The organism is Pelorhabdus sp. sgz311002, from assembly GCF_056134285.1.
Genome location: NZ_JBWBCL010000019.1, coordinates 1 through 22,065 on the forward strand (window position 1 = coordinate 1; position 22,065 = coordinate 22,065).

Below are 22,065 nucleotides of genomic sequence, written 5' to 3' on the forward strand. Positions count from 1 at the left end.
GTGAAACCAGAAGAAATTCGGACGAAACTGATCGAAGTGATCAGCGTATGTTCGGCATCGTGCAATATTGAAGAAGCAGAAATTGTTGTAGCAGGCGGCCGTGGCTTGTGCAGCTTGGAAAACTTTAAGCTCATTGAAGACTTGGCAGACGTGCTGGGCGGAGCCGTTGGGGCGTCCCGTGCAGCCGTTGACGCTGGCTGGAAACAGGCGCTGCATCAAGTGGGGCAGACCGGTAAGACCGTTGCGCCGAAGATCTATTTTGCCTTTGGAATTTCAGGCGCCATTCAGCATTTGGCGGGCATGACTACATCAGATCTGATTATTGCTGTCAATAAAGATCCTGATGCGACAATCTTTAAATATGCCGACTATGGGATTGTAGCAGACGCTATGGAAGTTCTACCGATTTTGATTGAAGAGTTTAAAAAGCTAAAAGCCTAATAAGGTGAGGATAAAACGCTTGTAATCAAGGGAGGATGATCACTATGGATATTAGAAGAGTACTTGTTATTGGGGCTGGACAAATGGGCAGCGGTATTGCGCAGGTTTTAGCGCAAAGCGGCCTGGAAGTTGTACTGCAGGACATTAAGGAAGAATTTGTGCAAAAGGGTGTAGCTGGGATTGAAAAGAATCTGGCGAAACTTGTAGAAAAGGGTAAGCTGACTGCGGAAGAAAAAAGCGCTATTAATCAGCGAATCTGCGGCGTTGTTGAACTTGACAAAGCGGCCTGCAATGTAGATCTTGTCATTGAAGCAGCTGTAGAAAATATGGCGATTAAAAAGACAATCTTTACGACCGTTGATGATTTATGTCCTAGTCATACGATTCTAGCATCTAATACATCCTCTCTGCCGATTACAGCTGTAGCGGCTACGACAAAACGGCCGGATCGTTTTATCGGCATGCATTTTTTCAATCCGGCGCCAGTTATGAAGCTTGTTGAGATTATTAAGGGCTTGGCAACAAGCGAAGAAACATACCAGACTATTTTTGCTTTGGCGCAAAAACTGGGAAAATCGCCTGTTACGATTAACGATGCACCTGGCTTTGCGGGCAATCGGATTATGATTCCTATGATTAATGAGGCAATTTTTGCCTATGCTGAAGGCGTTGCCAGCGTGGAAGATATTGATGCTGTGGCGAAGCTTGGCTTTAATCATCCCATGGGACCGTTAGCGCTTTCTGATTTGATCGGCAATGATACGGTATTGTCGATTATGGAAGTGCTTTACGAGGGCTATGGTGATCCGAAATATCGTCCTTGTCCGCTGCTGAAGAAAATGGTACAGGCTGGCTATTTAGGCCGTAAAACAGGCAAAGGTTTCTACGACTATTCGGCGAAATAGTTGCAGACTAGGCTTATCGTAGCTGTATAGTAGTCTTTAGGGCAGTTTCCTCTGCATTCAGAGTGAAACTGCTTTTTATTTTCAAATAAAATGTCATATTTTGCAGGAAAATAGGATGGAAAAATAGAATTGATTGATAATTCATAAAAAATAGGAGGGCTAAAATGAGAAAATGGGTATCGATGGTAGTTATGATGGCTTTTGTCCTTTGCTTTGCACCGGCGGCATGGGCCAATAGCAGTGACACTGGTGTGAGTGCTGATAAAGCCTTGCAGCTTTTAACTGATGGCAATAGCCGATTTGTTGCTGAGCAGCAGAAAGCAAGTAATATTGGTCAGGCGCGACGAACCGAACTGACGAAAGGCCAGCATCCTTTTGCCATTATCGTAAGCTGCTCTGACTCTCGGGTTCCACCAGAGCTGGTCTTTGATCAGGGACTAGGAGATTTATTTGTGATTCGTACAGCCGGTGAAGTTGTTGATGATGTCGCTTTGGGCAGTATTGAATATGCGGTAGAACATGTAGGAGTTCACTTAATCGTTGTTTTAGGTCATGAAGATTGCGGTGCTGTAAAAGCGGCTGTCGCTGGTGGTGAGGTGCCCGGTCATATTGGCGCCATTACTAAGGCTATCGAGCCTGCCGTATTACAAGCTGCTAACCAGTCTGGTGATAAAGTATCTAATACGGTAAAAGCCAATGTAGATTTGATTGTTAAAAAGTTAATGATGACGAAACCGATTATTAGTGAAGGCGTTTCTCATGATTCCGTAAAGATTGCCGGCGCCGTCTATGATCTAAAAACAGGTAAAGTTATTTTTCGATAAAAGGTTATAGAAGCGTAGAAGAAAGCCGCTGTGATTTAGGATTCTAAATGGCAGCGGTCTTTTTATTTAACTTCAATAGGATTGTCATATTTTTGTCATATTTATTTGTTATTCTATAGCCAGAAAGAACAACGGAACACCGGCCGTTAAGGTCGTTCATATAAATCTCATTACTCCTCTTTTGTCCTCTGGCCTCCCCTATGCCTTGAGGACCTTTTTTTGTCTTTACGGGAAAATCTTGAATTGATCTGACGTTCAATGAGGCTTCGTGGTATGCTATAAGAAAAGGTCAGGATACTATCTGTTGTAGATTCGTAGGGGGAGTAAGAATAATGGATCAAATTCATCAATTCGTGCAAGCAATAAAAGACGAAATCATTCAATATCGTCGCGATTTTCATCGCTATCCCGAGAGTGGTTGGACGGAATTTCGGACGGCAGCGCTTATTGCTCAACAACTTGATAGTTTGGGGTATACGTTGAAACTTGGCGAGGCGGCTGTAAAACAAGAAGCTATGCTAGGCGTGCCGAGTGAGGCCGAGCTGGCTGCTCACATGAAGCGAGCCCAAGCCGAAGGCGCTGATGAAAAATGGCTGAAACACTTAGCGGGCGGACGGACTGGGATTGTAGCGGATCTTGTTTGCGGTGAAGGGCCGGTAGTAGCGCTTCGGTTTGACATTGACGCCAATGATGTGCAGGAAGCGCAGGATGAACAGCATAGTCCGGCACAAGCTGGTTTTGCTTCCTGTCATGACGGCGTAATGCACGCTTGCGGTCATGATGGGCATAGCGCCATTGGTTTGGCTGTTGCTAAAGTATTGGCGAGTCTTAAAGATCAGCTTGCTGGTACAGTGCGGCTGATTTTTCAGCCTGGCGAAGAAGGCAGTCGCGGGGCGCGGGCGATGGTTGCCGCCGGAGCTGTTGACGGTGTAGATTACATATTAGGACTTCATATAGGGTTTCAGGCCCAGCAAACAGGCACTTTAATTTGCAGTACAGGTAAGTTTTTAGCAACGACAAAATATGATGTAACCTATCGAGGGAAACCGGCCCATGCGGCAGCAGCGCCGGAAGAAGGGAAAAATGCGCTGTTAGCGGCTGCCGCCTGCGCCTTAAATCTCCATGCAATTTCCCGGCATAGTCAAGGCGCGACTCGCATTACTGTAGGAACTCTGCAGGCTGGTCAGGGGCGAAATGTCATTCCGCCGAATGCGCTCATGAAGCTGGAAACCCGCGGTGAAACGAGTGAACTTGATGAATATATGACGACAGAAGCTCGCCGGATTATCAAGGCCGCTGCGGCTATGTATGATGTCGATTGTGAAATCACCGAAGTTGGCGGTACGAAGAGCGGCGAAAGTAGTCCCGAACTTGCGGCAAAAGTAAAAGCCATTGCTAGTAAGATGGAATTTTTTCAGGAGCTTATCGAATATAGCGCCTTTGGCGCTACCGAGGATTTTTCTCACTTCATGTCAGTAGTACAGGCAGGCGGCGGTCAGGGGACTTATTTAATGTTAGGTTCGGAGCTTGCGGCAGGGCATCATAATAACTATTTTAACTTTAATGAGGAAATCTTAGCGCCTGGTACGGAGCTGTTAGTGCGAACTGTTGATGCGCTCATTGGTTCATGCCAAGGAAAACTTTCCTAGGATTCTAAGCAGGACTTTGCGTTTATACTTGCGAAAATCCTTAACAGAAGCAAGATTTTGGGAGGTGCTTGAATTGAGTTCTTTTGACTTTCATAATCCAGTACGGTTAATTTTCGGCAGAGGAAGACTGGCGGAAATTGGCGCTATTGCTAAAGAAAATGGACAAAAAGCTATTATTGTTACGTCTGGTAGCTCAGGACGAACTGGTCTGCTTGATCGGGTTAAAGGATATTTGACAGAGGCTGGTGTGACGGCAGTCGTATTTGATAAAGTGAAAGCCAATCCTTTGACGACAACAGTGGATGAAGGCGGTGAAGTGGCACGCAAGGAAGGTTGTGACCTCGTTATCGGTCTTGGCGGCGGCAGTTCTATGGATGCGGCCAAAGCTGTTGCTTTTATGGCTAAAAATCCTGGGAAAGCTGCTGATTATCTTTACGGTAAGCCTGGAATAGGCGCATTGCCGCTGGTGCTTGTCACGACGACAGCCGGTACGGGCAGTGAAGGAAATTGCATCGGGGTTCTAACGAATCCTGAAAATAAAGATAAAAAAGGAATGCGCGGACCGCACCTGTATGCGAAAGCGTCGATTATTGATCCGGAGCTGCTTGTGACGTTACCGAAAAAATCGATTGCTGGCCCTGGTCTTGATGCGCTGTTTCATGCCATTGAGGCGTTTATTGGTCGTCGCAGCAATGATATGACTGGCATGATGGCGCTTCAGGCGATTCGTCTGTCTAGTGAAAACTTACCGCTTGTCTATGAAGATCCGAAAAATTTAGCTGCATGGGGAAAGGTATCGCTGGCTAATACTTTGGGCGGTATGGCGATTGACGGCAGCGGTACGGCACTGCCTCATGGCATGGAGCATCCCGTAAGCGGACTTTATGATGCACCTCATGGTGAAGGACTTGCTTCGCTTTATGTGGCCATTTTAGAATTTACACTTGCGGCTGTACCGGAGAAATTTGCTCAAATTGCTCAGGCGATGGGAGCCGATATTAGTGGCTTGTCTGTAGAAGCAGCTGCCGCAAAATGTATTGATTGTATCAAAGAGCTTATGGCTAAAGTTGATATGCCGCCGCGTCTCAAGGATTTTGGCGCGAAAGAAGCTGATATTGACTGGCTTACTGATCAGGCGATCAATACGATGCAGGTAAATCTGTCGAATCATCCGAAAACGCCAACCCGTGAAGAGATTCGGGAAATTTATCGTAAAAGTATGTAAGTAAACGATCTGATAATCAGTCAATAAGGAAAGTTTATAGTAGCCGCTGTCAAAGCAAAATTTGGCAGCGGTTTTTTGCGAGTTTTGTGAGTTGAGACTTGCGGAATTACTTTATATGCGATAGAATATTATAGTAACTGTAAAAGAGGATGTATCATGGAAAATAAAGACGTCTTGTATATGAATCTAGCGTTAGACCAGGCAAAACTGGCTGGTGACATAGGCGAAGTTCCCATTGGCGCTGTTTTAGTGCTGAACGATGAAGTCGTTGCGACGGCCCATAATCGACGGGAAACTTGGCATGATGCTACAGCACATGCGGAAGTCATTGTCATTCGGGAAGCTTGCCAAAAGCTAGGGCGTTGGCGTTTGACGGGAGCAACTCTTTATGTTACTATAGAACCGTGTCCCATGTGTGCAGGCGCTATTGTGATGAGCCGGATTGACCGTGTCGTTTATGGCAGTTCTGACTATAAAGCAGGAGCCGTGGAATCCCTGTTTAACATTGTGCAGCATCCGGGATTGAATCATCAGGTTGACGTGACGGCGGGAATACTTGCTGATGAATGTAGTTCTTTAATGAAGAACTTCTTTAAAAGTCGTCGTAAATAAAATATGGAGAGGTGTCCGAGTGGTCGAAGGTGCTTGACTCGAAATCAAGTGTCCTGTCAAAGGGACCGTGGGTTCGAATCCCACCCTCTCCGCCAATGAAATCAAGGCTTCCAGCAAAAATGCTGGAAGCCTTTTTGTGTGCAAAAAAGAGTTGGATTCTTGGTTTGCGATGGTTTTGAGTTATCGTCTCCCCACGCTTATTGGGATTTGTTGGTAAAGTGTATTACAGTCAATTTCTAGTGATTCAGCAGCAGCGCCATATTTTTTGTTGGTATCGTGTCTTCGTTTTATTCTGCCGTAAGTTGTAGTAGTTTGTTTTTGGTATGGGTGCATACTGGCATTTGGATAGTAATGCTTGCTCCTTCAATTTCAGTGGATTTAAATGAAATATAGCTTAGATATAAATTTCCTACAGCAGGATGGTGTAATAGTTTTTGCCCTTCAGGTGCTCCCATAATTCCTTGATTGTTCCACCAGGTATTGAACATTGTATTTTTGGCGCTGAGTTCCTCAATCATGGCATGGATGGCAGGGTCTTGTTCATAGTAGTTATAGTTTGCTCGTAATTGCTCGACACGCAATTTTGAGTGGCCCTCCCAGTCATCAAGTAGATCCTTCATAGCGTCATCATTAAAAGCTCTCCAGACAGAGTTTTTTTCTTTTTCATTCATTTCGGCATAATTGCCATACACTTTTAAAGCCGCTTTATTCCAAGCAATAATGGATAATTTGCTATCTGTAACATAAGCAATATTCGGATTTTGATAGTCGAGAAAACTTTGTAACGTAGCAGAAATCGTAAGGGATGTAGTGTTTTCTAGCGGCGGCTTTTTGTTAGATAAATTAAATAAATAACGTTTTTCTTCATTATTTAAGTGGAAAACTTTACTTAGAGCAAGCAACACATCTACTGAGGGATTTACATTTTGGCCCTGTTCAATGCGCACATACCAATCAATACTTACGCCCGCTAAATTTGCGACTTCTTCTCGTTTTAGGCCTTCCACTCTTCTTTTATTATCTCCAGTTAGTCCGAACTGTTCCGGTCGTAAAGTAGATCGTTTTTTCTTTAGGAATGATCCAAGTTCCTTGTTTTTGGTCATGATCCAATCCACGTCCCTTTAGCTTACTGCTGCATAGTTAGAAATCGATCGAAATGCCTGGCATTATTTATCATAGGATAACTTGGCATCTAGTTGAAATAGCACTTACATTATATACTATCCTCAAAATCAATTGAAAGAGGGAATTAAGAAATGAGCCGGAGCGTAGATAATAACCGATTCTCAAAGCGAATATTGGTTATATTGACTTTTTTATGTGCGATTGCCGTAGCAGGCTTGTATTACGATCAAGTATTGCTAACTTCGATTGCCAATGATTTTTCTATACCGATTTCTGGATCTGGTAAGCTCATTACGGCGATACAGGTGGGCTATACACTAGGATTACTCTTTATTGTACCGTTAGGAGATCGATATAGCAGAAGAGTGCTTATTTTGATGAATCTCATCGGTTCGGCTGTCTTACTGCACATAATGACACTAGTCTCGTCTTTCAATGTACTCATTGGACTGGGCTTTATTATGGGGGTTGTCAATATTTCGGCACAGCTCATTATTCCATTTGTTTCGTCAAATCTTGAACAAGAAAAACGCGGCGTGATCGTGGGTCATTTATTAACCGGAGTATTCTTAGGTGTTTTACTAGGAAAGGTCGTAGGCGGAATTGTTGGCCAATATTTTGGTTGGAGGACGGTTCATGAGTTGGCAGCGGTCATCTTATTGATGTTTGCGGCATATTTGTTTCGTGTATTGCCAAAAGATACGGCACAAAAAGAGGAATCCTATAAAAAAATTATCACATCATTGCTACCTCTGTTACGAAAAGAGCCTGTATTGCGAGAAACTATTATTTTTGGAGCGGCAGCGTTTTGTTCATTTAATGTTTTCTGGGTAGCGCTTCCGTTTATTCTAGCAAATACTCCTTATAATTATGGCAGTTCTGTAGTTGGGATGTTTGGACTTTTAGGCATTGCCGGTGCTTTGGCGGCTAGTTTTACCGGGAAATTGACGAATCGTAAAAATATTAGTTTGTGGAATGTTTTTGCGTTGACCATGATGCTGCTATCCTTTCTTTTATTGGGCATTGGCTGGACATCCTTTATTATTCTTATTCTAGTTACATTTTCGCTGGATGTTGCTTCTAGGATGAATATGTCACTGAATCAGGGCAGAATTTATAAATTGCAGCCGCAAAAGCATAGCCGTTTAAATTCATTATATATGGTTGGCTACTATCTTGGTGGGGCAGTTGGCTCTTGGCTAGGAACTTCTGTATACCATAGTATTGGAATGAAGGGAGTAACTATTGCAAGTTGTAGTGTGCTTCTGTTGGCATTCGTTTATCATGTCGTTACTACGATGCTCGTACGGAAAAAAGATATGCTTGCTGTTAAGACGATAGATATGAAACATATATAGTAAGCCTAATATTGTACGTAGTATATTTATGAATCACAGAGGAGGAATTACAGTGAATTTAATCAAGGTAGATCAAGAAAAATGTATTGCTTGTGGATTGTGCGTGGCCGTTTGCCCGGAGCGAATATTGAAATTGGGAACTGATGGGCCTGAAGAAGTAAGTACCGAAGAATGCTTGGCCTGCGGTCACTGTGTGGCTGTTTGTCCTAAAGCAGCATTAGATAATAGCAAAACACCATTGGCGCAACAAGCGTCAGTGCCGCTGTCGCTATTGAAGCCTGAATTTGCTGCTAACTTTCTTCGCTCTCGGCGATCAACTCGTATTTATAAACGAAATCCTGTTCCGAGAGAAAAATTAATCGATCTTGTAAATATCGCCCATTATGCGCCTAGTGGACATAATCTACAGGGTATTTCTTATGTCATTATTGATGATCGGAAGATCCTTGAGCAGGCCGTTCAGATTGTTGTAATGGAATTGGAAAAGGATCATGTATTAGAGAATTTTACAAAAGTATACAGAACAGAAGGCGTCGACGTCATTTTACGGGGGGCCCCCAGCTTGATTTTGGCAACTGCGGCTGATCAGTTTGCCAGGGCAAGAGAGAATACCATTTTGTCCTTTTCCTATTTGGAATTATATGCACCAACACTTGGATTGGGATCATGTTGGGCCGGAATATTTGAAAGAGTCGCTAGAAAAAGCGATTCACCATTATTGGCTTTATTTAAGATTCCTAGGGATAAACAAATTTCCGGCGCAGTTATGGTAGGATACCCTCAATATAAATATTCAAGATTAGTGGAAAGGAATCCACTGGAATATAGTTTTCTTGCAACTGAATAAATCACTTGAACCGGACGGTTGCGACGAATCTTATTATACACACCTATATAAATTAGAGCTTCCAGCGTTTTTGCTGGAAGCTTTTCGATTTCTCATTTTTTATTAAAGATGAGTCCCTTGGTTGGTTCTAGCAATAGAATAGATTAATAAAGGTTGAAGGAAGGGGTACTATGGAGGGACCATCTATCATGCCAGTAAGTCTATGTATGATTGTAAAAAATGAGGAAGCTACTATTGGGCGGTGCTTAACATCTGTAAGGGATGTTGTACAAGAAATTATTATTGTTGATACAGGTTCAAATGATCATACAAAAGATGTTGTACGTCAGTATACTGACCAAATTTACGATTTTGAATGGATAGATGATTTTGCAGCTGCCAGGAATTATTCCTTTAGTTTAGCAACGAAGGAGTATATTCTCTGGCTAGATGCCGATGATGTTCTAGAACCTAATGATCGTAATAAGCTATTGACGCTTTTGGGAAGCATGGACAACACAACAGATGCGGTAAGTATGCTATATAATTTGTCTAGCGATGATCAAGGCAACATTGTTACTCAGATTCGCCGTAATAGATTGGTAAAAAGGGCAAATAATTGCGTTTGGATTGGAAAGGTTCATGAGTATCTTGAGGTATATGGGCATGTCTTGCAGAGTGATGTCGCAATAACTCATAGTCCCATAAAACATGATTCTGATCGCAATTTGCGAATTTATGAGCATCGATTATTAAAAGGAGAAACATTTACTCCTAGAGATTTGTATTATTTTGCTAATGAGTTATTGGATCACAAATTATATAATAGGGCAATTGAATACTACCACCGTTTCTTAGCAACGAATAAGGGGTGGGTTGAAGATATTATTTCCACTTGTGGGAAGCTAGCAGATTGTTACTATTTTCTAAATGATATAGAAAACCAATTAAAATATATTTTTAAATCATTTGAATATGATGTTCCCAGAGCGGAGTTTTGTTGTCGGCTCGGATACCATTATCTAAACATTGGTGAATTTAAAAGGTCCATATTCTGGTATAAATTAGTACCATCCCTAGAAGAGCCAAATGATAGCTGGGGGCTAATTAGTCATGCTTGTTGGACCTGGATACCTCACATTCAGCTATGTGTGTGTTATTCAAAAATTGGTAAATACGAACTTGCTTCTTATCATAATGAAATGGCTGCAAAATATCTTGGCAATGATGGCAGAGTGATTCAAAATCGAGAGTTTTTGGAAAAATTTCTAGTAACTGGTGAAAAATAATATTGTCGAAGAGGCAATTATGGTTTCTTCGTAGAGCAACACTTCTTTAGGTGCATAAAATACTATGAAATCCATTAAAGGAGGTTGTTCAAAGGAATGGTATATGAGTCGTTAATTGATGATAATGAACCAAAGGGAAAAGCTTGTCCCAAGCCTTGCCCTAAGCCTTGCCCTAAGCATCATCCACAAGGGTGTGAAATATGTATAATAGGAGCCACGGGAGCCACGGGAGCCACGGGAGCCACGGGAGCCACAGGAGCCACAGGAGCCACAGGAGCCACAGGAGCCACAGGAGCCACGGGAGCCACAGGAGCCACGGGAGCTACGGGAGCCACAGGAGCCACGGGCCCAACCGGTCCGACAGGTCCAAGTGGCCCAACTGGTCCGACGGGTGCTACTGGTCCAGGAGGAGGTCCCACCGGCCCAACCGGTCCCACCGGCCCAACCGGTCCAACCGGTCCAACAGGTCCAAGTGGTCCGACAGGCCCAAGTGGTCCAACCGGTCCAACCGGTCCAACAGGCCCAAGTGGCCCAACAGGTCCAAGTGGCCCGACAGGCCCAAGTGGCCCGACAGGCCCAAGTGGCCCGACAGGTCCCACAGGTCCAACTGGAGATCCAGGCCCAACAGGCCCAACAGGCCCAACCGGCCCAACAGGCCCAACCGGCCCAACAGGTCCAACAGGCCCAAGTGGCCCAACAGGTCCAAGTGGCCCGACAGGCCCAAGTGGCCCGACAGGCCCAAGTGGTCCAACAGGCCCAAGTGGCCCGACAGGCCCAAGTGGCCCAACAGGCCCAACCGGCCCAACAGGTCCAACCGGTCCAACAGGCCCAAGTGGCCCGACAGGCCCAAGTGGTCCGACAGGCCCAAGTGGTCCAACAGGTCCAAGTGGCCCGACAGGCCCAAGTGGTCCAACAGGTCCGAGTGGCCCGACCGGCCCAAGTGGTCCAACAGGCCCAAGTGGTCCAACAGGTCCAAGTGGTCCAACAGGTCCAAGTGGCCCGACCGGCCCAAGTGGTCCGACGGGGGCTGCAGGAATTACCGGTGCAACTGGTGCTACCGGAGGAACAGGAGCTACAGGACCAACCGGAGCTGCAGGCGTTACCGGTCCAACAGGCCCGACAGGTCCAAGTGGCCCGACAGGCCCGACGGGGGCTGCAGGAATTACCGGCGCAACTGGTGCTACCGGAGGAACAGGGCCTACCGGAGCTGCAGGGGTTACAGGTTCAACCGGCCCGACAGGCGCAACGGGTCCAACAGGAGCCGCAGGAACTACTGGCCCGAGTGGCCCAACAGGATCTACAGGACCAACAGGAGCAACTGGTGCTACCGGAGCCGCAGGCGTTACAGGTCCAACAGGAGCCGCAGGAACTACAGGCGCAACTGGTGCTACCGGGGCGGGCTTAAATGGCTATGGATATGTCTACGAATTGGCAACTCTTGCCGATGCAACGGTTGTCGGCGGTGCAGATGTTCCTTTTAGTAATAACGGCCCTTTGAGTGGGGTTACGCATACGCCAGGCACTAGTACCGTGGTTGTCACCAGTGCAGCGACGTATAAAATTGACTATAATTTGTCTATTACAGCCGGAGTTGGTGCTCAAATAGCGATTGCTGTAAATGGCGTAGTTAATAGTTCAACACCTATTTCACTCTTAGTTGCTGTAGGCGAAATTAGCGGAACTGCTATTCTCTCTTTAAGTGCCGGGGATGTTTTAACACTACGAAATAATTCAGCAATTGCTTTAACTATTACACTGGCTCCCGCTGTAGGTTCGCAGCTAGTCATAACACGACTCAATTAATAGAAAGAAGGAGGCTGCTTGACGACATAGCAGCCTCCTTTTTTATTTAATAACGTAAATAATAGAAACAATGTTGAATTTAAGTATTTTTACCTTGTCACCTGGCTAAAGCCATATTATGGTTGAGACGCTGTCGTCAAAACGGTGGCGGTTGAGCTATGTAATGTTGCACTGCGTAATAATCGTGCTGAATTAAGTACGACTAGAATTGCGCCGGCATTATGGACAATGGCGGCTGCGATCGGACCAAGCAAGCCCAATGTGGCAAAAACAATGGCTACGATGTTAATGAGATTTGCCGCAATAATATTTTGCCAGATTGTATGATAAGCTTGTTTGCTTAAATCAATCGCTTCAGGAATTTTAGCTAAATCATCCGATAAAAGGGCAATATCTGCCGCTTCCATTGCAATGTCGGTGCCGGAACAGCCCATGGCGATGCCGATATCTGCTTTAACAAGTGCTGGGGCATCATTAACTCCATCGCCAACCATAGCGACTTTATGGCCTAAGTCTTGGTATTTTTCCACGTAGTTTACTTTGTCTGCCGGGAGTAAATCGCCGTGAACGATAGGGATGCTTAGTTCGGCGGCAATCGCTTTTCCGACGGGAAGGGCATCTCCTGTTAACATAACTAAATTCTTTAGTTTTGCCGGGAAGAGATACTTCAAAACGTCAGCTGCTTCTTGGCGTACTGGATCTTGTACCACGAGGATAGCGGCTACCTGAGTATAAGCAGCGAATAGAATGACCGTTCCACCGAGCGACTGCTGGTTTTCACAGTAGGCACGTTGTTGTTCTGTCATTACGATGTTTTGGGCATCAAATAATGTTTTATTGCCTAAGAGGAACTTTTTGTGATTTATTTCGGCAATGATTCCCTGACCGATGACGTGTTGCCACTTTGTTGGTTCTGCTAAAACGATGTTTTCAGTTTCGGCAGCCTCAATAATCGCTTTGGCTAAGTGGTGCTCAGAACGTCTTTCCATGCCGGCCGCAATGGCAAGCACATCTCTTTTATTCCAGTTCTCGTAGCAGTGCAACTCTTTTAAGCGCGGCTTGCCGATCGTAACGGTTCCCGTCTTATCAAGTACGAGCGTATCGATGCGGCTCGCTGCTTCAAGGATGTCGCCGCCTTTGATTAAAATCCCTTTTCTCGCAGCAGATCCAATTGCGGCAGCAACTGCCGTAGGCGTACTTAACAGCATCGCACAAGGGCAGAAGACGATTAGTATGGTTACAATTCTGACAATATCGCCTGTTACAATATATACGAGTGCGGCAATGGCAAGACTCAGGGGAACAAACCAATTGGCCCAGCGATCAACTATGCGGGCGATCGGCGCTTTGCTGTCTTGGGCTGTTTTTACCATTTCGATAATATGACCTAGCGCGGTATCCTGGCCAACCTTGGTAGCAACGATCTCGATACTGCCTAGTGACGCAATGGTTCCGCCAAATACATTATCGCCGCTGCTACGTTCTACCGGAATGGATTCTCCGGTAATTGTCGATTGATCAACGGTGGCGAAACCGGCCACAACAACTCCATCTACGGGGATCTTGTCTCCTGGTTTTACGAGCAAATGATCGCCTACCTGAACTAGTTCAGCGTCAATTTCCTGTTCTTCTCCTGTGTTAAATAGACGTGCTTTAAGCGGTGTTAATTCGGCTAACTTTTGCAGGGCTGAATTCGATTTTTCTAGGGTCATGTGTTCAAGCATTTCTCCGAAAGTCATAATCAAGGCCACTTCGGCGGCGGCAAGATACTCGCCAATGGCAACAGAGGCAATAATTGCAATACTTACTAGTAAACCAACTTTGGTATCGCCACGTTGCAAAATTGCTTTAATCGCTTCTAAAACGATTGGTAATCCACTAATGATTGCGGCGATCAAGGTTGTATCGATCCCCAGTATTTGCGGTACATACCCAAGCCAATAACCTCCGAGTAAAATCGCTGTAATGGAAATGATACTATAGTCTTTGAGATGTCCGCCTAGATGATGATCATGCATTGTTTATCCGCCTCTTTTCTAGAAAGCTTCAGAATTCACTTTCTGGAGAATGTGTAATAGTTGTTGACCTTCTTCTTCGGTAAGTACAGCAAGGATTTGCTGCGTGAGCGAATGGTGGTACTCATGATGTTCATCAAAAATATTTCTGCCTTTATCGGTGAGGGTAATTAGGTTCACTCTTCGGTCTTCTTTCACACTTTCTCTTTTGGCATAGCCCTTTTTTTCAAGCTTATCTACGGTAACCGTAGTTGTTCCTGTGGTAACTCCTAGATTTTGTGCCAGGGTTTTCATATTCATTGGGCCAAGCTGCCCAAGGATCTCAATGGCATGAGCTTCGGCTACCGTTACATCACTTGCTTTAATAACGGAGTTTTCCCAAGAAGCAAAGCCATTAAAAAAAGTAAAAAGTTCGTCAGTTAATTTAGCTACCATGATTTTCTCTCCTAAACTTTGATGATAATAATATTTGATAATAATATAGTTTGAAATTCAAACTAATTGTATAACAAGAGATAACTGCTGTCAACACAAAGCTATCACATAATGTGTTACAATATGAGGACAAAATAGGAATATTTTAAAATGGATAGTCTTTATCCAAAAGTATTGACTTTTTATATTGATGTAACTATAATGATTACAACAGGGGGAGCAAAATGAAAATTAGCAGTCGTTTCTCAGTGGCAGTTCATATTTTAGCGTTGCTAGCGATCAATCCGGAGGCTCATAACACTTCGGAGTGGATTGCTTCAAGTGTCAATACGAATCCGGTTATTGTTCGCAATGTTTTAGGACAGCTGAAAAAGGGTGGATTGGTTACGATACGACCTGGAGTAGGCGGGGCCTATCTCAATAAATCACTAGAAACAATCAATCTGCTTGAAATTTATCAAGCCGTGGAGGTTGTTCCGGCAAAAGGACTATTTCATCTTCACGAGCAACCCAATCCGCAGTGTCCTGTTGGCGCTAATATTCAAGCCGTATTAGAACAGGTCTTACTACAGGCTCAATTTGCGCTTGAACAAGTATTAGCGCAAGTTACGCTGAAGCAGCTTGTGGCGGGTCTTGTTGAAAAAATCAATGAAACCTAACTTTATAATATAAAATTTTTTTAACTGCGTTGTAATGACTTTAATTACAACAAAACAAGTTATAAATTTAGCCTAAGCTAGGCGGCAGAGTTACTATGCTGTGCTTGCTTTAATGGAGGGATAAACAATGAAAACAAAACTTTACTATGTTATGGACCCAATGTGTGGTTGGTGCTACGGATTTAGTGATGTAATGAGTCAAATTCATGACAAATACAAAAGGGATTTTGAATTTACGGTGCTGCCCGCAGGGATGTGGGTTGGTGATCATGTGCAGGTCATGAATGGTCAGTTAGGCAGTATGATAAAATCTCACAATACAATAATTACGAAGGTGACAGGAAAAAGTTTTGGGCCTGATTTTGAAGCAAACATATTGGAAAAGGATCAAGCTGTTTTAGACAGTTTACCAGGTTCTAAGGCCATTATAGCTATGCAAAATTTACAGGAAGACAAGGTATTTGCATATATCAAACAAATTTACCAGGCCTTTTATATCGAAGGACGAGATATGAATGATTGGCGTATTTACGCTGAATTAGCTGCTAAATATGGTGTTCCCGAAGCGGTATTCCAGGCAGAATTCTTTTCTGAAGAGAATTTGCCAAAGGTTAAACAGGCTTTTGACTTGGCCGAGAAACTGGGAGCTACTACTTATCCTAGTCTTGTAGCAGTGCAAGAGAACGAAATACAGCTAGTGTCTCAAGGCTATACAGCTTTTAGCGAGCTAGATGCGAGAATTGCTAGGTTATCCTAGTTGATACAAATAGATTGTTCTAATAATAAAAAAGAGGAGTGTTTATTATGAAAATTGCTGTAATCGGTGCGAATGGGCGCGTTGGCTCCCGTATAGTTTCTGAGGCCCTTAGCCGGAATCATGCAGTGACTGCTATCGTTCGCCATGCTGCCACCATAACAAATCCTAAGATCCAAGTAATCGAGCGGGACATTTTCGCATTAACTATACAGGACTTACAAGGCTATGATGTAGTTGTTAGTGCTTTTGGGGCTCCCAAAGGCCCATACGAGCTGCATGTAGAAACGGCGAAACATTTAACGGCTTTACTAAAAAATCAAGAAAAACCTCGCCTAATTATTGTTGGTGGCGCTGGCAGCTTACTAGTAGATGATCACGGAACAGAGCTTTGCGCTACACCCGATTTTCCGGAAGCTTATAAACCTACGGCAACAGCAATGCGGGATGAATTAGTATTCTTACGCAGCGTAGACGATGTCAATTGGACCTTTCTGAGCCCGTCGGCGGTATTTGCCCCAGGCGAACGCACTGGTACGTTTCGCCTAGGCAAAGATCATTTGCTGATTGCTGCCGATGGAAATAGCTCCATTAGTATGGAAGATTACGCAATCGCCCTTGTTGATGAAATTGAGAAACCGAAACATATTAAACAACGGTTTACAGTTGGGTATTAAGAGACTGTCAATAAAAATAAAAAAATCACGCCTCAGCTATAGTCAAATACAGCTGAGGCGTGATTTTTTTGCGTTGCCAAAGTCAGTGCAAGCCAGTTACAAAGGATTACAGCTCTAATTTACCTGAATTTTACTTGACGGAATTGTTCGCGCGCATCAAGTAGCAAGCGGGATACTAGTTCGATATGTTCCTTGGTAGCTCGAAATAGCGGGATACTTACGCTGAGGGCAGCTAAGGTTTTTCCTGATGATTCTAGAGGGACGGCATAGCAGCACAGTCCAGGAGTGATTTCTTCCTGTTCTATGGCAATATACTCTGCGCGCACTCTTGCCAACTGGTCAAAAAGCGTAGAAAAGTCCGTGACAGTGTGGTCGGTATGAGCTGTTAAACCATGAGGATAAAGCCGCTTGATGTCATCTTCTTCATAGGTACTGAGCAGGGCTTTGCCAAGGGCTGTGCAATGGGCGGGGAGCCGTTTTCCTACGCGAGAAATAATGCGGATATCAAGACCAAGCTCTGGTTCTTCTTTTAGCACATAAAGTACATTATTTCCGTCTAGAATCCCCATTTGGCAGAGTTCTTTTGTTTCGGCAACAATTTTCTTCATGATAGATCGGACAAATTCGAGCATATATTCATCCTGGGAATAGGAAGTACCAGTACAAAACGCTGAGATGCCAAGCTTATAACGGAGTGAGTCTTTATTTAGCTGGATATAATTCATATCGGCCATGGTTTGCAGAATGGGAAATAGAGTACTTTTGGGGACATCGATCGCTTTCGATATTTCAGTTAGTGTGAGTCCGTCTGCATTACCAGATAGGAGATTTAAAATATTAAGTACTCGCTCGGTAGGTTTGTGTGACATAGATACTCCTTTGATGACCGTAGTTTTCGTTTGTTGCCAAGTGCTTAGGGCATTCATATTTATTCTAGTAATATTTAAAACCTTTGTCTAGATAAAAGTGTTTTCCTTAAGCTGAAAGAAGTCATTGAAAATATTTTGTGAAATTTTAAAAATCAGTTGCAAGCAAATGCAGAATTGTGCTAATATTTAGTTGCTGGTTCTTATAAAAGAATCTAATTCGTATATAAGAACAAAAACAATACGGGTTATAAGTTCGTAACTAGAAAATAATCGGGAGGTAGTTATGTATGGCAGTGAAATCTATATATGATGTCGATGATGAATCTTTTTATGAAATTGATACTCATGCCGAAGGACCGCAGGGAAAGCTGCCCTTTAGTGAAGAGTATCTGAGAGAGTCGCCGAGCGGTCATCTGTTTGGTATGACGCTCAATGCTGGTATGGGCTGGGAACCGGAAAAGCTGAATGATGATGATGTGCTGATTCTGAGTACGCAGGGCGGCATTCGCGGTTCTAAGGGGGAGACCATCGCCGTAGGACTTCATACGGGTCATTATGAACTGGGAATTCAGATGGCAGAAGCCGCTGATGAATTTAAAAAACAGGGCGCTCTTCCCTATGCAGCTTATGTAACTGATCCTTGTGACGGACGCAGTCAGGGAACGACTGGTATGTTTGATTCACTTCCTTATCGCAATGATGCGGCCATTGTACTGAGACGGTTGGCGCGGTCATTGCCGACACGCAAAGCCGTAATGGGGGTTGCGACTTGTGACAAGGGATTGCCAGCGATGATGATGGCCCTGGCGTCGCTTCATGACGAGCCGACGGTTCTTGTCCCTGGCGGCGCTACGCTGCAACCGATAAACGGAGAAGATGCCGGTACGGTACAGACGATCGGCGTTCGTTTTGCCAATGACGAAATTACCTTTGACGAAGCGGCAAAAGTGGGCTGCAGAGCCTGTGCATCCGCTGGCGGCGGCTGTCAGTCCTTTGGGACTGCTGGTACGTCGCAAGTGATTGCGGAATCGCTGGGGCTGGCGATTACTCACTCGGCTCTAGCTCCTTCCGGTCAGAAAATTTGGCAGGAAGTTGCGCGTCAGTCAGCGAGATCTTTGTTGGCGTTGAAAGATAAAAATATTACGACAAAGCAAATTATTACGGATAAAGCCATTGAAAATGCCATGGTGCTCCATGCGGCCTTTGGCGGCTCGACCAATTTATTGTTGCATTTGCCAGCAATTGCTTTTGCGGCTGGCTGTAAAATGCCAACAGTTCAAGACTGGGCGGCTATCAATAAAAAAGTTCCTCGTCTCGTCAGCGTTCTGCCGATCGGACCTGTTAACTATCCGACTGTTAGTGTGTTCCTTGCTGGCGGCGTGCCGGAAGTGATGCTGCATTTGCGGAAACTGGGACTTTTACATGAAGATGTAATGACGGTTACTGGCGCTACATTGAAAGAAAATCTGGACTGGTGGGAAACATCTAAGCGGCGCCAAAAATGTCGGGAACGTCTGATGGCTATTGATGGGGTTGATCCTGATGATGTCATTATGAATCCGGTTAAAGCCAAGGAAAGAGGACTGACCTCGACGGTTACCTTCCCCGTAGGAAACCTTGCTCCAGAAGGCGCTGTTGTCAAATCGACGGCAATTGATCCTTCCGTGATCGATCCTGACGGAGTGTTTCGTCATACTGGCGAAGCGAAAGTCTTTACCTCGGAAAAATCGGCAATCAAAGCAATCAAAGATAAGCTGATTCAAGCTGGCGATATTATGATTGTTATGGGCGGCGGGCCGAAAGGAACTGGGATGGAAGAAACCTATCAGCTTACTTCGGCGCTAAAGAAACTGCCTTTTGGCAAGCACGTTTCTTTGATTACAGACGCTAGATTTTCTGGTGTGTCGACAGGCGCCTGCTTTGGTCATGTGGGACCAGAAGCGCTGGTTGGCGGCCCGTTAGGCAAACTTCGCGATGGCGATTTAATCGAAATTGTTGTTGATGCCAAACAGTTTGAAGGATCCATCAATTTTATTGGAACAAAAGAACAGCGCCTGTCTTATGACGCGGGGGCTAAGGTTCTAGCGGCGCGCGATACCTATCCGGGGCTAGCGCCGAATCCTGATTTGCCTGAAGATACGCGCTTATGGGCGGCGCTCCAGTCAGTAAGTGGCGGTATCTGGCGGGGCTGTGTCTATGATGTTGATAAAATTATTGAAGTCATTGAAGCTGGCAAGAAGGCTTTACTTGAGCAAAAGAGTTAGTAATAAGATAAAAAATAAGGGAGAAATGCATAATGCCGTTGTTAACTGTATTAGTCGGTGTCGTTCTATTGATCCTATTAATTTCCAGACTAAAAATGAATACTTTCATAGCTTTATTGATCGTTTCTTTTGGCGTAGCTCTCGTCTTGGGAATTCCGGTTGGTAAAATTGTTGCAACCATAGAAGCGGGAATCGGCGGCACACTGGGACATATTGCGCTGATCTTTGGTCTTGGGGCGATGCTAGGTCATCTCGTAGCTGGCGCTGGCGGTGCACAGCGTATTGCCATGACTTTGATTCGTCAGTTTGGACAGAAGAAAATTGAGTGGGCTGTCATTATTGCTTCGTTTATTGTCGGTATTGCCATGTTTTTTGAAGTAGGTCTGGTTTTGTTAATTCCTATCGTTTATTCGATTGCTAGGGAAATGAAAGTTTCCATGCTGTTTCTGGGGATTTCCATGCTGGCAGCACTACTGGCAACTCATGCCTTTCTCCCGCCGCATCCGGGTCCTACCGTTATTGCCGGTGAATATGGCGCTGATATCGGTCTGGTTTTACTTTACGGTATCATAGTAGCCATTCCAACTGTGCTAGTTGCCGGGCCGCTCTATACTCGTATTGCGAAAAAAATTGTGCCTGACGCTTTTGCCAAACGGGGCAATATTAGTTCACTGGGGACTCAGAAAGAATTTAATCTGGAAGAAACGCCGAGCTTTGTGGTTAGTATGATTACCGCCATGTTTCCCGTGTTTCTCATGTTGATTGCTACAGCCATAAAAATGGTTGCTGGTAATAGTGCGATTGAGAAAAGTGCTGTGCTAAAAACGGTAGTATTTTTAGGTGACCCCTCTTTGGCCATGTTGATTTCTGTTTTGGTAGCTGTTTATACAATGGGAATCAGACGTAATATTCCCATTACTGACATTGCGAAATCTTGTTCGTCGGCAGCCAGTGATATTGGGATGATGCTGTTGATTATTGGCGGCGGCGGCGCTTTTAAACAAGTCTTAGTCGTAGGTGGAGTTGGCAGCTATATTGCAACCTTATTTGCTGGCACTTCTATGTCACCGATTTTCCTTGCCTGGGTTGTAGCAGCCATTCTGCGCATTTCCCTGGGTTCGGCAACGGTTGCGGCAATTTCCACAGCTGGACTCGTCATTCCGATGTTGTCGCAGTATCATGTCAATCTAGCACTGGTTACTTTGGCGACTGGCTGCGGCAGCGCCATTGCATCGCATGTTAATGATGCCGGGTTTTGGATGGTTAAAGAGTATTTTGGTTTGACGTTGAAAGAAACTTTTGCTACGTGGACAGTACTGTCTACCATTACAGCAGTTGTCGGGCTGGTCTTCATTTTGTTGCTTGATATGGTTTTGCAATAAGAATATAAATTAATAGGGGGATTTTCACATGGATTGTAAATATATTACGCCCATTTTGACATCGATTAATGGGGATGGTTCCGTCGATTATGCAACGATGCACAAGCTTTACGATACGCTGATTGACGCCGGAATTGACGGCATTCTCGTTGGCGGAAGCTCTGGTGAATTTTACGCATTTACTTATGAAGAGATCAAAGCGTTCATTCTTGATGCGATTTCTTATATTGGCGATCGGGCCATTGTTATGGCTGGTACGGGCCGGATGGTTTATGATGAGACGGTTGCTTTGTCGAATGAAGTGCTTGTCGCTGGCGCGAGTTCCGTTCTTGTCGTAGGCCCTTACTACAGCGCTTGCAGCCAGGAAGATATTTTTAACTACTATGATCGCTTGCTTAGTGCTGTAAAAGGACCGCTGTACATTTACAATTATGAAGATCGTACTGGCTATGATGTAAAACCAGCAACGATTCTGCGCTTACTGGCAAAACACGATAATCTTGCTGGAATGAAAGATACTCATGCCGTACTTCGTCATACCCAGCAGTATATTCAACTGGTCAAATCGCAGTACCCGCAGTATCTTGTTTACACAGGTTATGATAACAATTGCATCCCAACGGTTATTTCCGGCGGTGACGGCTGTATCGGAGCGTTGTCAAATGTGTATCCGGCCATGTGCGCTGAGGCGATTGACGCACTGCAACTAGAGGATTTGACCCGAATGACCAAAGTGCAGCGAGCCATTGATGCAAGAATGCGATTTTATGAAGTTCATACGCCCTTCAATCCGGTTATGAAGTGGTGCATGGCTGAAATGGGCACAGGAATGCAGGAGCATTGCAAAGCGCCGATTACGGCGTTAACAGAAACGGAAAAAGCGGAACTCACTGATTTTGCCGCTGCTTTGTGGCGCAATAAATAAGTCACTGAATGCCTGCTAATTGCGCGTA

General features: G+C 44.6%; 20 protein-coding genes and 1 tRNA gene. 17 read left to right on the forward strand and 4 right to left on the reverse strand.

Annotation, left to right across the window (positions count from 1 at the left end):
* The 7 genes from AC0NJP_RS18075 to AC0NJP_RS18105 form a co-directional block, all read left to right on the forward strand.
* Nucleotides 1-441, forward strand: a 441-nt coding sequence (locus AC0NJP_RS18075) for an electron transfer flavoprotein subunit alpha/FixB family protein (RefSeq protein ID WP_474700682.1), incomplete at its 5' end; no start/stop codon positions are given.
* Nucleotides 442-485: 44 nt separating this feature from the next.
* The gene (locus tag AC0NJP_RS18080) at nt 486-1,346 is read left to right on the forward strand and encodes a 3-hydroxybutyryl-CoA dehydrogenase (protein WP_474700683.1); all 861 of its coding nucleotides are present in this window, start codon (nt 486-488) and stop codon (nt 1,344-1,346) included.
* A gap of 164 nt (nt 1,347-1,510) precedes the next feature.
* Nucleotides 1,511-2,170 (forward strand): carbonic anhydrase, encoded by a 660-nt coding sequence (locus tag AC0NJP_RS18085; protein WP_474040990.1) that lies wholly within the window; start codon nt 1,511-1,513, stop codon nt 2,168-2,170.
* Between the two features lie 332 nt (nt 2,171-2,502).
* On the forward strand, nt 2,503-3,819 hold the full coding sequence (locus AC0NJP_RS18090) for an amidohydrolase (protein ID WP_474700684.1): 1,317 nt from the start codon (nt 2,503-2,505) through the stop codon (nt 3,817-3,819).
* A 73-nt stretch (nt 3,820-3,892) separates the two neighbouring features.
* The gene (locus AC0NJP_RS18095; protein WP_474700685.1) at nt 3,893-5,044 is read left to right on the forward strand and encodes an iron-containing alcohol dehydrogenase; all 1,152 of its coding nucleotides are present in this window, start codon (nt 3,893-3,895) and stop codon (nt 5,042-5,044) included.
* Nucleotides 5,045-5,200: 156 nt separating this feature from the next.
* The gene (gene tadA, locus AC0NJP_RS18100; RefSeq protein ID WP_474040993.1) at nt 5,201-5,656 is read left to right on the forward strand and encodes a tRNA adenosine(34) deaminase TadA; all 456 of its coding nucleotides are present in this window, start codon (nt 5,201-5,203) and stop codon (nt 5,654-5,656) included.
* A 5-nt stretch (nt 5,657-5,661) separates the two neighbouring features.
* A tRNA-Ser gene (locus AC0NJP_RS18105) sits at nt 5,662-5,751 on the forward strand.
* Nucleotides 5,752-5,943: 192 nt separating this feature from the next.
* Here the strand turns inward: AC0NJP_RS18105 and AC0NJP_RS18110 are convergent.
* A complete protein-coding gene (locus AC0NJP_RS18110; protein ID WP_474700686.1) occupies nt 5,944-6,759 on the reverse strand; it encodes a helix-turn-helix domain-containing protein in 816 nt (271 codons plus the stop codon).
* Nucleotides 6,760-6,912: 153 nt separating this feature from the next.
* Here AC0NJP_RS18110 and AC0NJP_RS18115 point away from each other — a divergent pair, with 153 nt between their 5' ends.
* The 4 genes from AC0NJP_RS18115 (at nt 6,913) to AC0NJP_RS18130 (ending at nt 12,057) form a co-directional block, all read left to right on the forward strand.
* A complete protein-coding gene (locus AC0NJP_RS18115) occupies nt 6,913-8,139 on the forward strand; it encodes an MFS transporter (protein WP_474700687.1) in 1,227 nt (408 codons plus the stop codon).
* A 52-nt stretch (nt 8,140-8,191) separates the two neighbouring features.
* The gene (locus AC0NJP_RS18120) at nt 8,192-8,986 is read left to right on the forward strand and encodes a nitroreductase family protein (RefSeq protein WP_474700688.1); all 795 of its coding nucleotides are present in this window, start codon (nt 8,192-8,194) and stop codon (nt 8,984-8,986) included.
* Nucleotides 8,987-9,174: 188 nt separating this feature from the next.
* On the forward strand, nt 9,175-10,254 hold the full coding sequence (locus AC0NJP_RS18125) for a tetratricopeptide repeat-containing glycosyltransferase family 2 protein (RefSeq protein WP_474700689.1): 1,080 nt from the start codon (nt 9,175-9,177) through the stop codon (nt 10,252-10,254).
* A 96-nt stretch (nt 10,255-10,350) separates the two neighbouring features.
* Nucleotides 10,351-12,057 carry a BclA C-terminal domain-containing protein gene (locus AC0NJP_RS18130; RefSeq protein WP_474700690.1) on the forward strand — a complete coding sequence of 569 codons (1,707 nt, stop codon included), beginning with the start codon at nt 10,351-10,353 and terminating at the stop codon, nt 12,055-12,057.
* A gap of 116 nt (nt 12,058-12,173) precedes the next feature.
* On the opposite strand, the gene AC0NJP_RS18135 is transcribed toward AC0NJP_RS18130, so the two are convergent.
* Together AC0NJP_RS18135 and AC0NJP_RS18140 are read right to left on the reverse strand one after the other, a co-directional pair.
* Nucleotides 12,174-14,075 carry a heavy metal translocating P-type ATPase gene (locus AC0NJP_RS18135; protein ID WP_474700691.1) on the reverse strand — a complete coding sequence of 634 codons (1,902 nt, stop codon included), beginning with the start codon at nt 14,073-14,075 and terminating at the stop codon, nt 12,174-12,176.
* Between the two features lie 18 nt (nt 14,076-14,093).
* The gene (locus AC0NJP_RS18140; protein ID WP_474700692.1) at nt 14,094-14,507 is read right to left on the reverse strand and encodes a MarR family winged helix-turn-helix transcriptional regulator; all 414 of its coding nucleotides are present in this window, start codon (nt 14,505-14,507) and stop codon (nt 14,094-14,096) included.
* Between the two features lie 224 nt (nt 14,508-14,731).
* On the opposite strand from AC0NJP_RS18140, the gene AC0NJP_RS18145 reads away from it, so the two are divergent.
* The 3 genes from AC0NJP_RS18145 to AC0NJP_RS18155 all read left to right on the forward strand — a co-directional run bounded on the left by AC0NJP_RS18145 (nt 14,732) and on the right by AC0NJP_RS18155 (nt 16,597).
* A complete protein-coding gene (locus AC0NJP_RS18145; protein WP_474041003.1) occupies nt 14,732-15,166 on the forward strand; it encodes an Rrf2 family transcriptional regulator in 435 nt (144 codons plus the stop codon).
* Nucleotides 15,167-15,293: 127 nt separating this feature from the next.
* The gene (locus AC0NJP_RS18150; protein ID WP_474041004.1) at nt 15,294-15,923 is read left to right on the forward strand and encodes a DsbA family protein; all 630 of its coding nucleotides are present in this window, start codon (nt 15,294-15,296) and stop codon (nt 15,921-15,923) included.
* Nucleotides 15,924-15,970: 47 nt separating this feature from the next.
* Entirely contained in the window at nt 15,971-16,597 is a 627-nt protein-coding gene (locus AC0NJP_RS18155) for an NAD(P)-dependent oxidoreductase (protein ID WP_474700693.1), read from the forward strand.
* Nucleotides 16,598-16,716: 119 nt separating this feature from the next.
* Here AC0NJP_RS18155 and AC0NJP_RS18160 read toward each other — a convergent pair whose 3' ends face one another.
* On the reverse strand, nt 16,717-17,466 hold the full coding sequence (locus AC0NJP_RS18160) for an IclR family transcriptional regulator (RefSeq protein ID WP_474041006.1): 750 nt from the start codon (nt 17,464-17,466) through the stop codon (nt 16,717-16,719).
* 287 nt (nt 17,467-17,753) lie between these two features.
* On the opposite strand from AC0NJP_RS18160, the gene AC0NJP_RS18165 reads away from it, so the two are divergent.
* The 3 genes from AC0NJP_RS18165 to AC0NJP_RS18175 are packed head-to-tail and all read left to right on the forward strand — an operon-like array spanning nt 17,754 to nt 22,037.
* Entirely contained in the window at nt 17,754-19,730 is a 1,977-nt protein-coding gene (locus AC0NJP_RS18165; protein ID WP_474700694.1) for a YjhG/YagF family D-xylonate dehydratase, read from the forward strand.
* A 32-nt stretch (nt 19,731-19,762) separates the two neighbouring features.
* Nucleotides 19,763-21,112 (forward strand): gluconate:H+ symporter, encoded by a 1,350-nt coding sequence (locus AC0NJP_RS18170; protein WP_474700695.1) that lies wholly within the window; start codon nt 19,763-19,765, stop codon nt 21,110-21,112.
* Nucleotides 21,113-21,140: 28 nt separating this feature from the next.
* A complete protein-coding gene (locus AC0NJP_RS18175) occupies nt 21,141-22,037 on the forward strand; it encodes a dihydrodipicolinate synthase family protein (RefSeq protein ID WP_474700696.1) in 897 nt (298 codons plus the stop codon).
* Nucleotides 22,038-22,065: the final 28 nt, after the last annotated feature.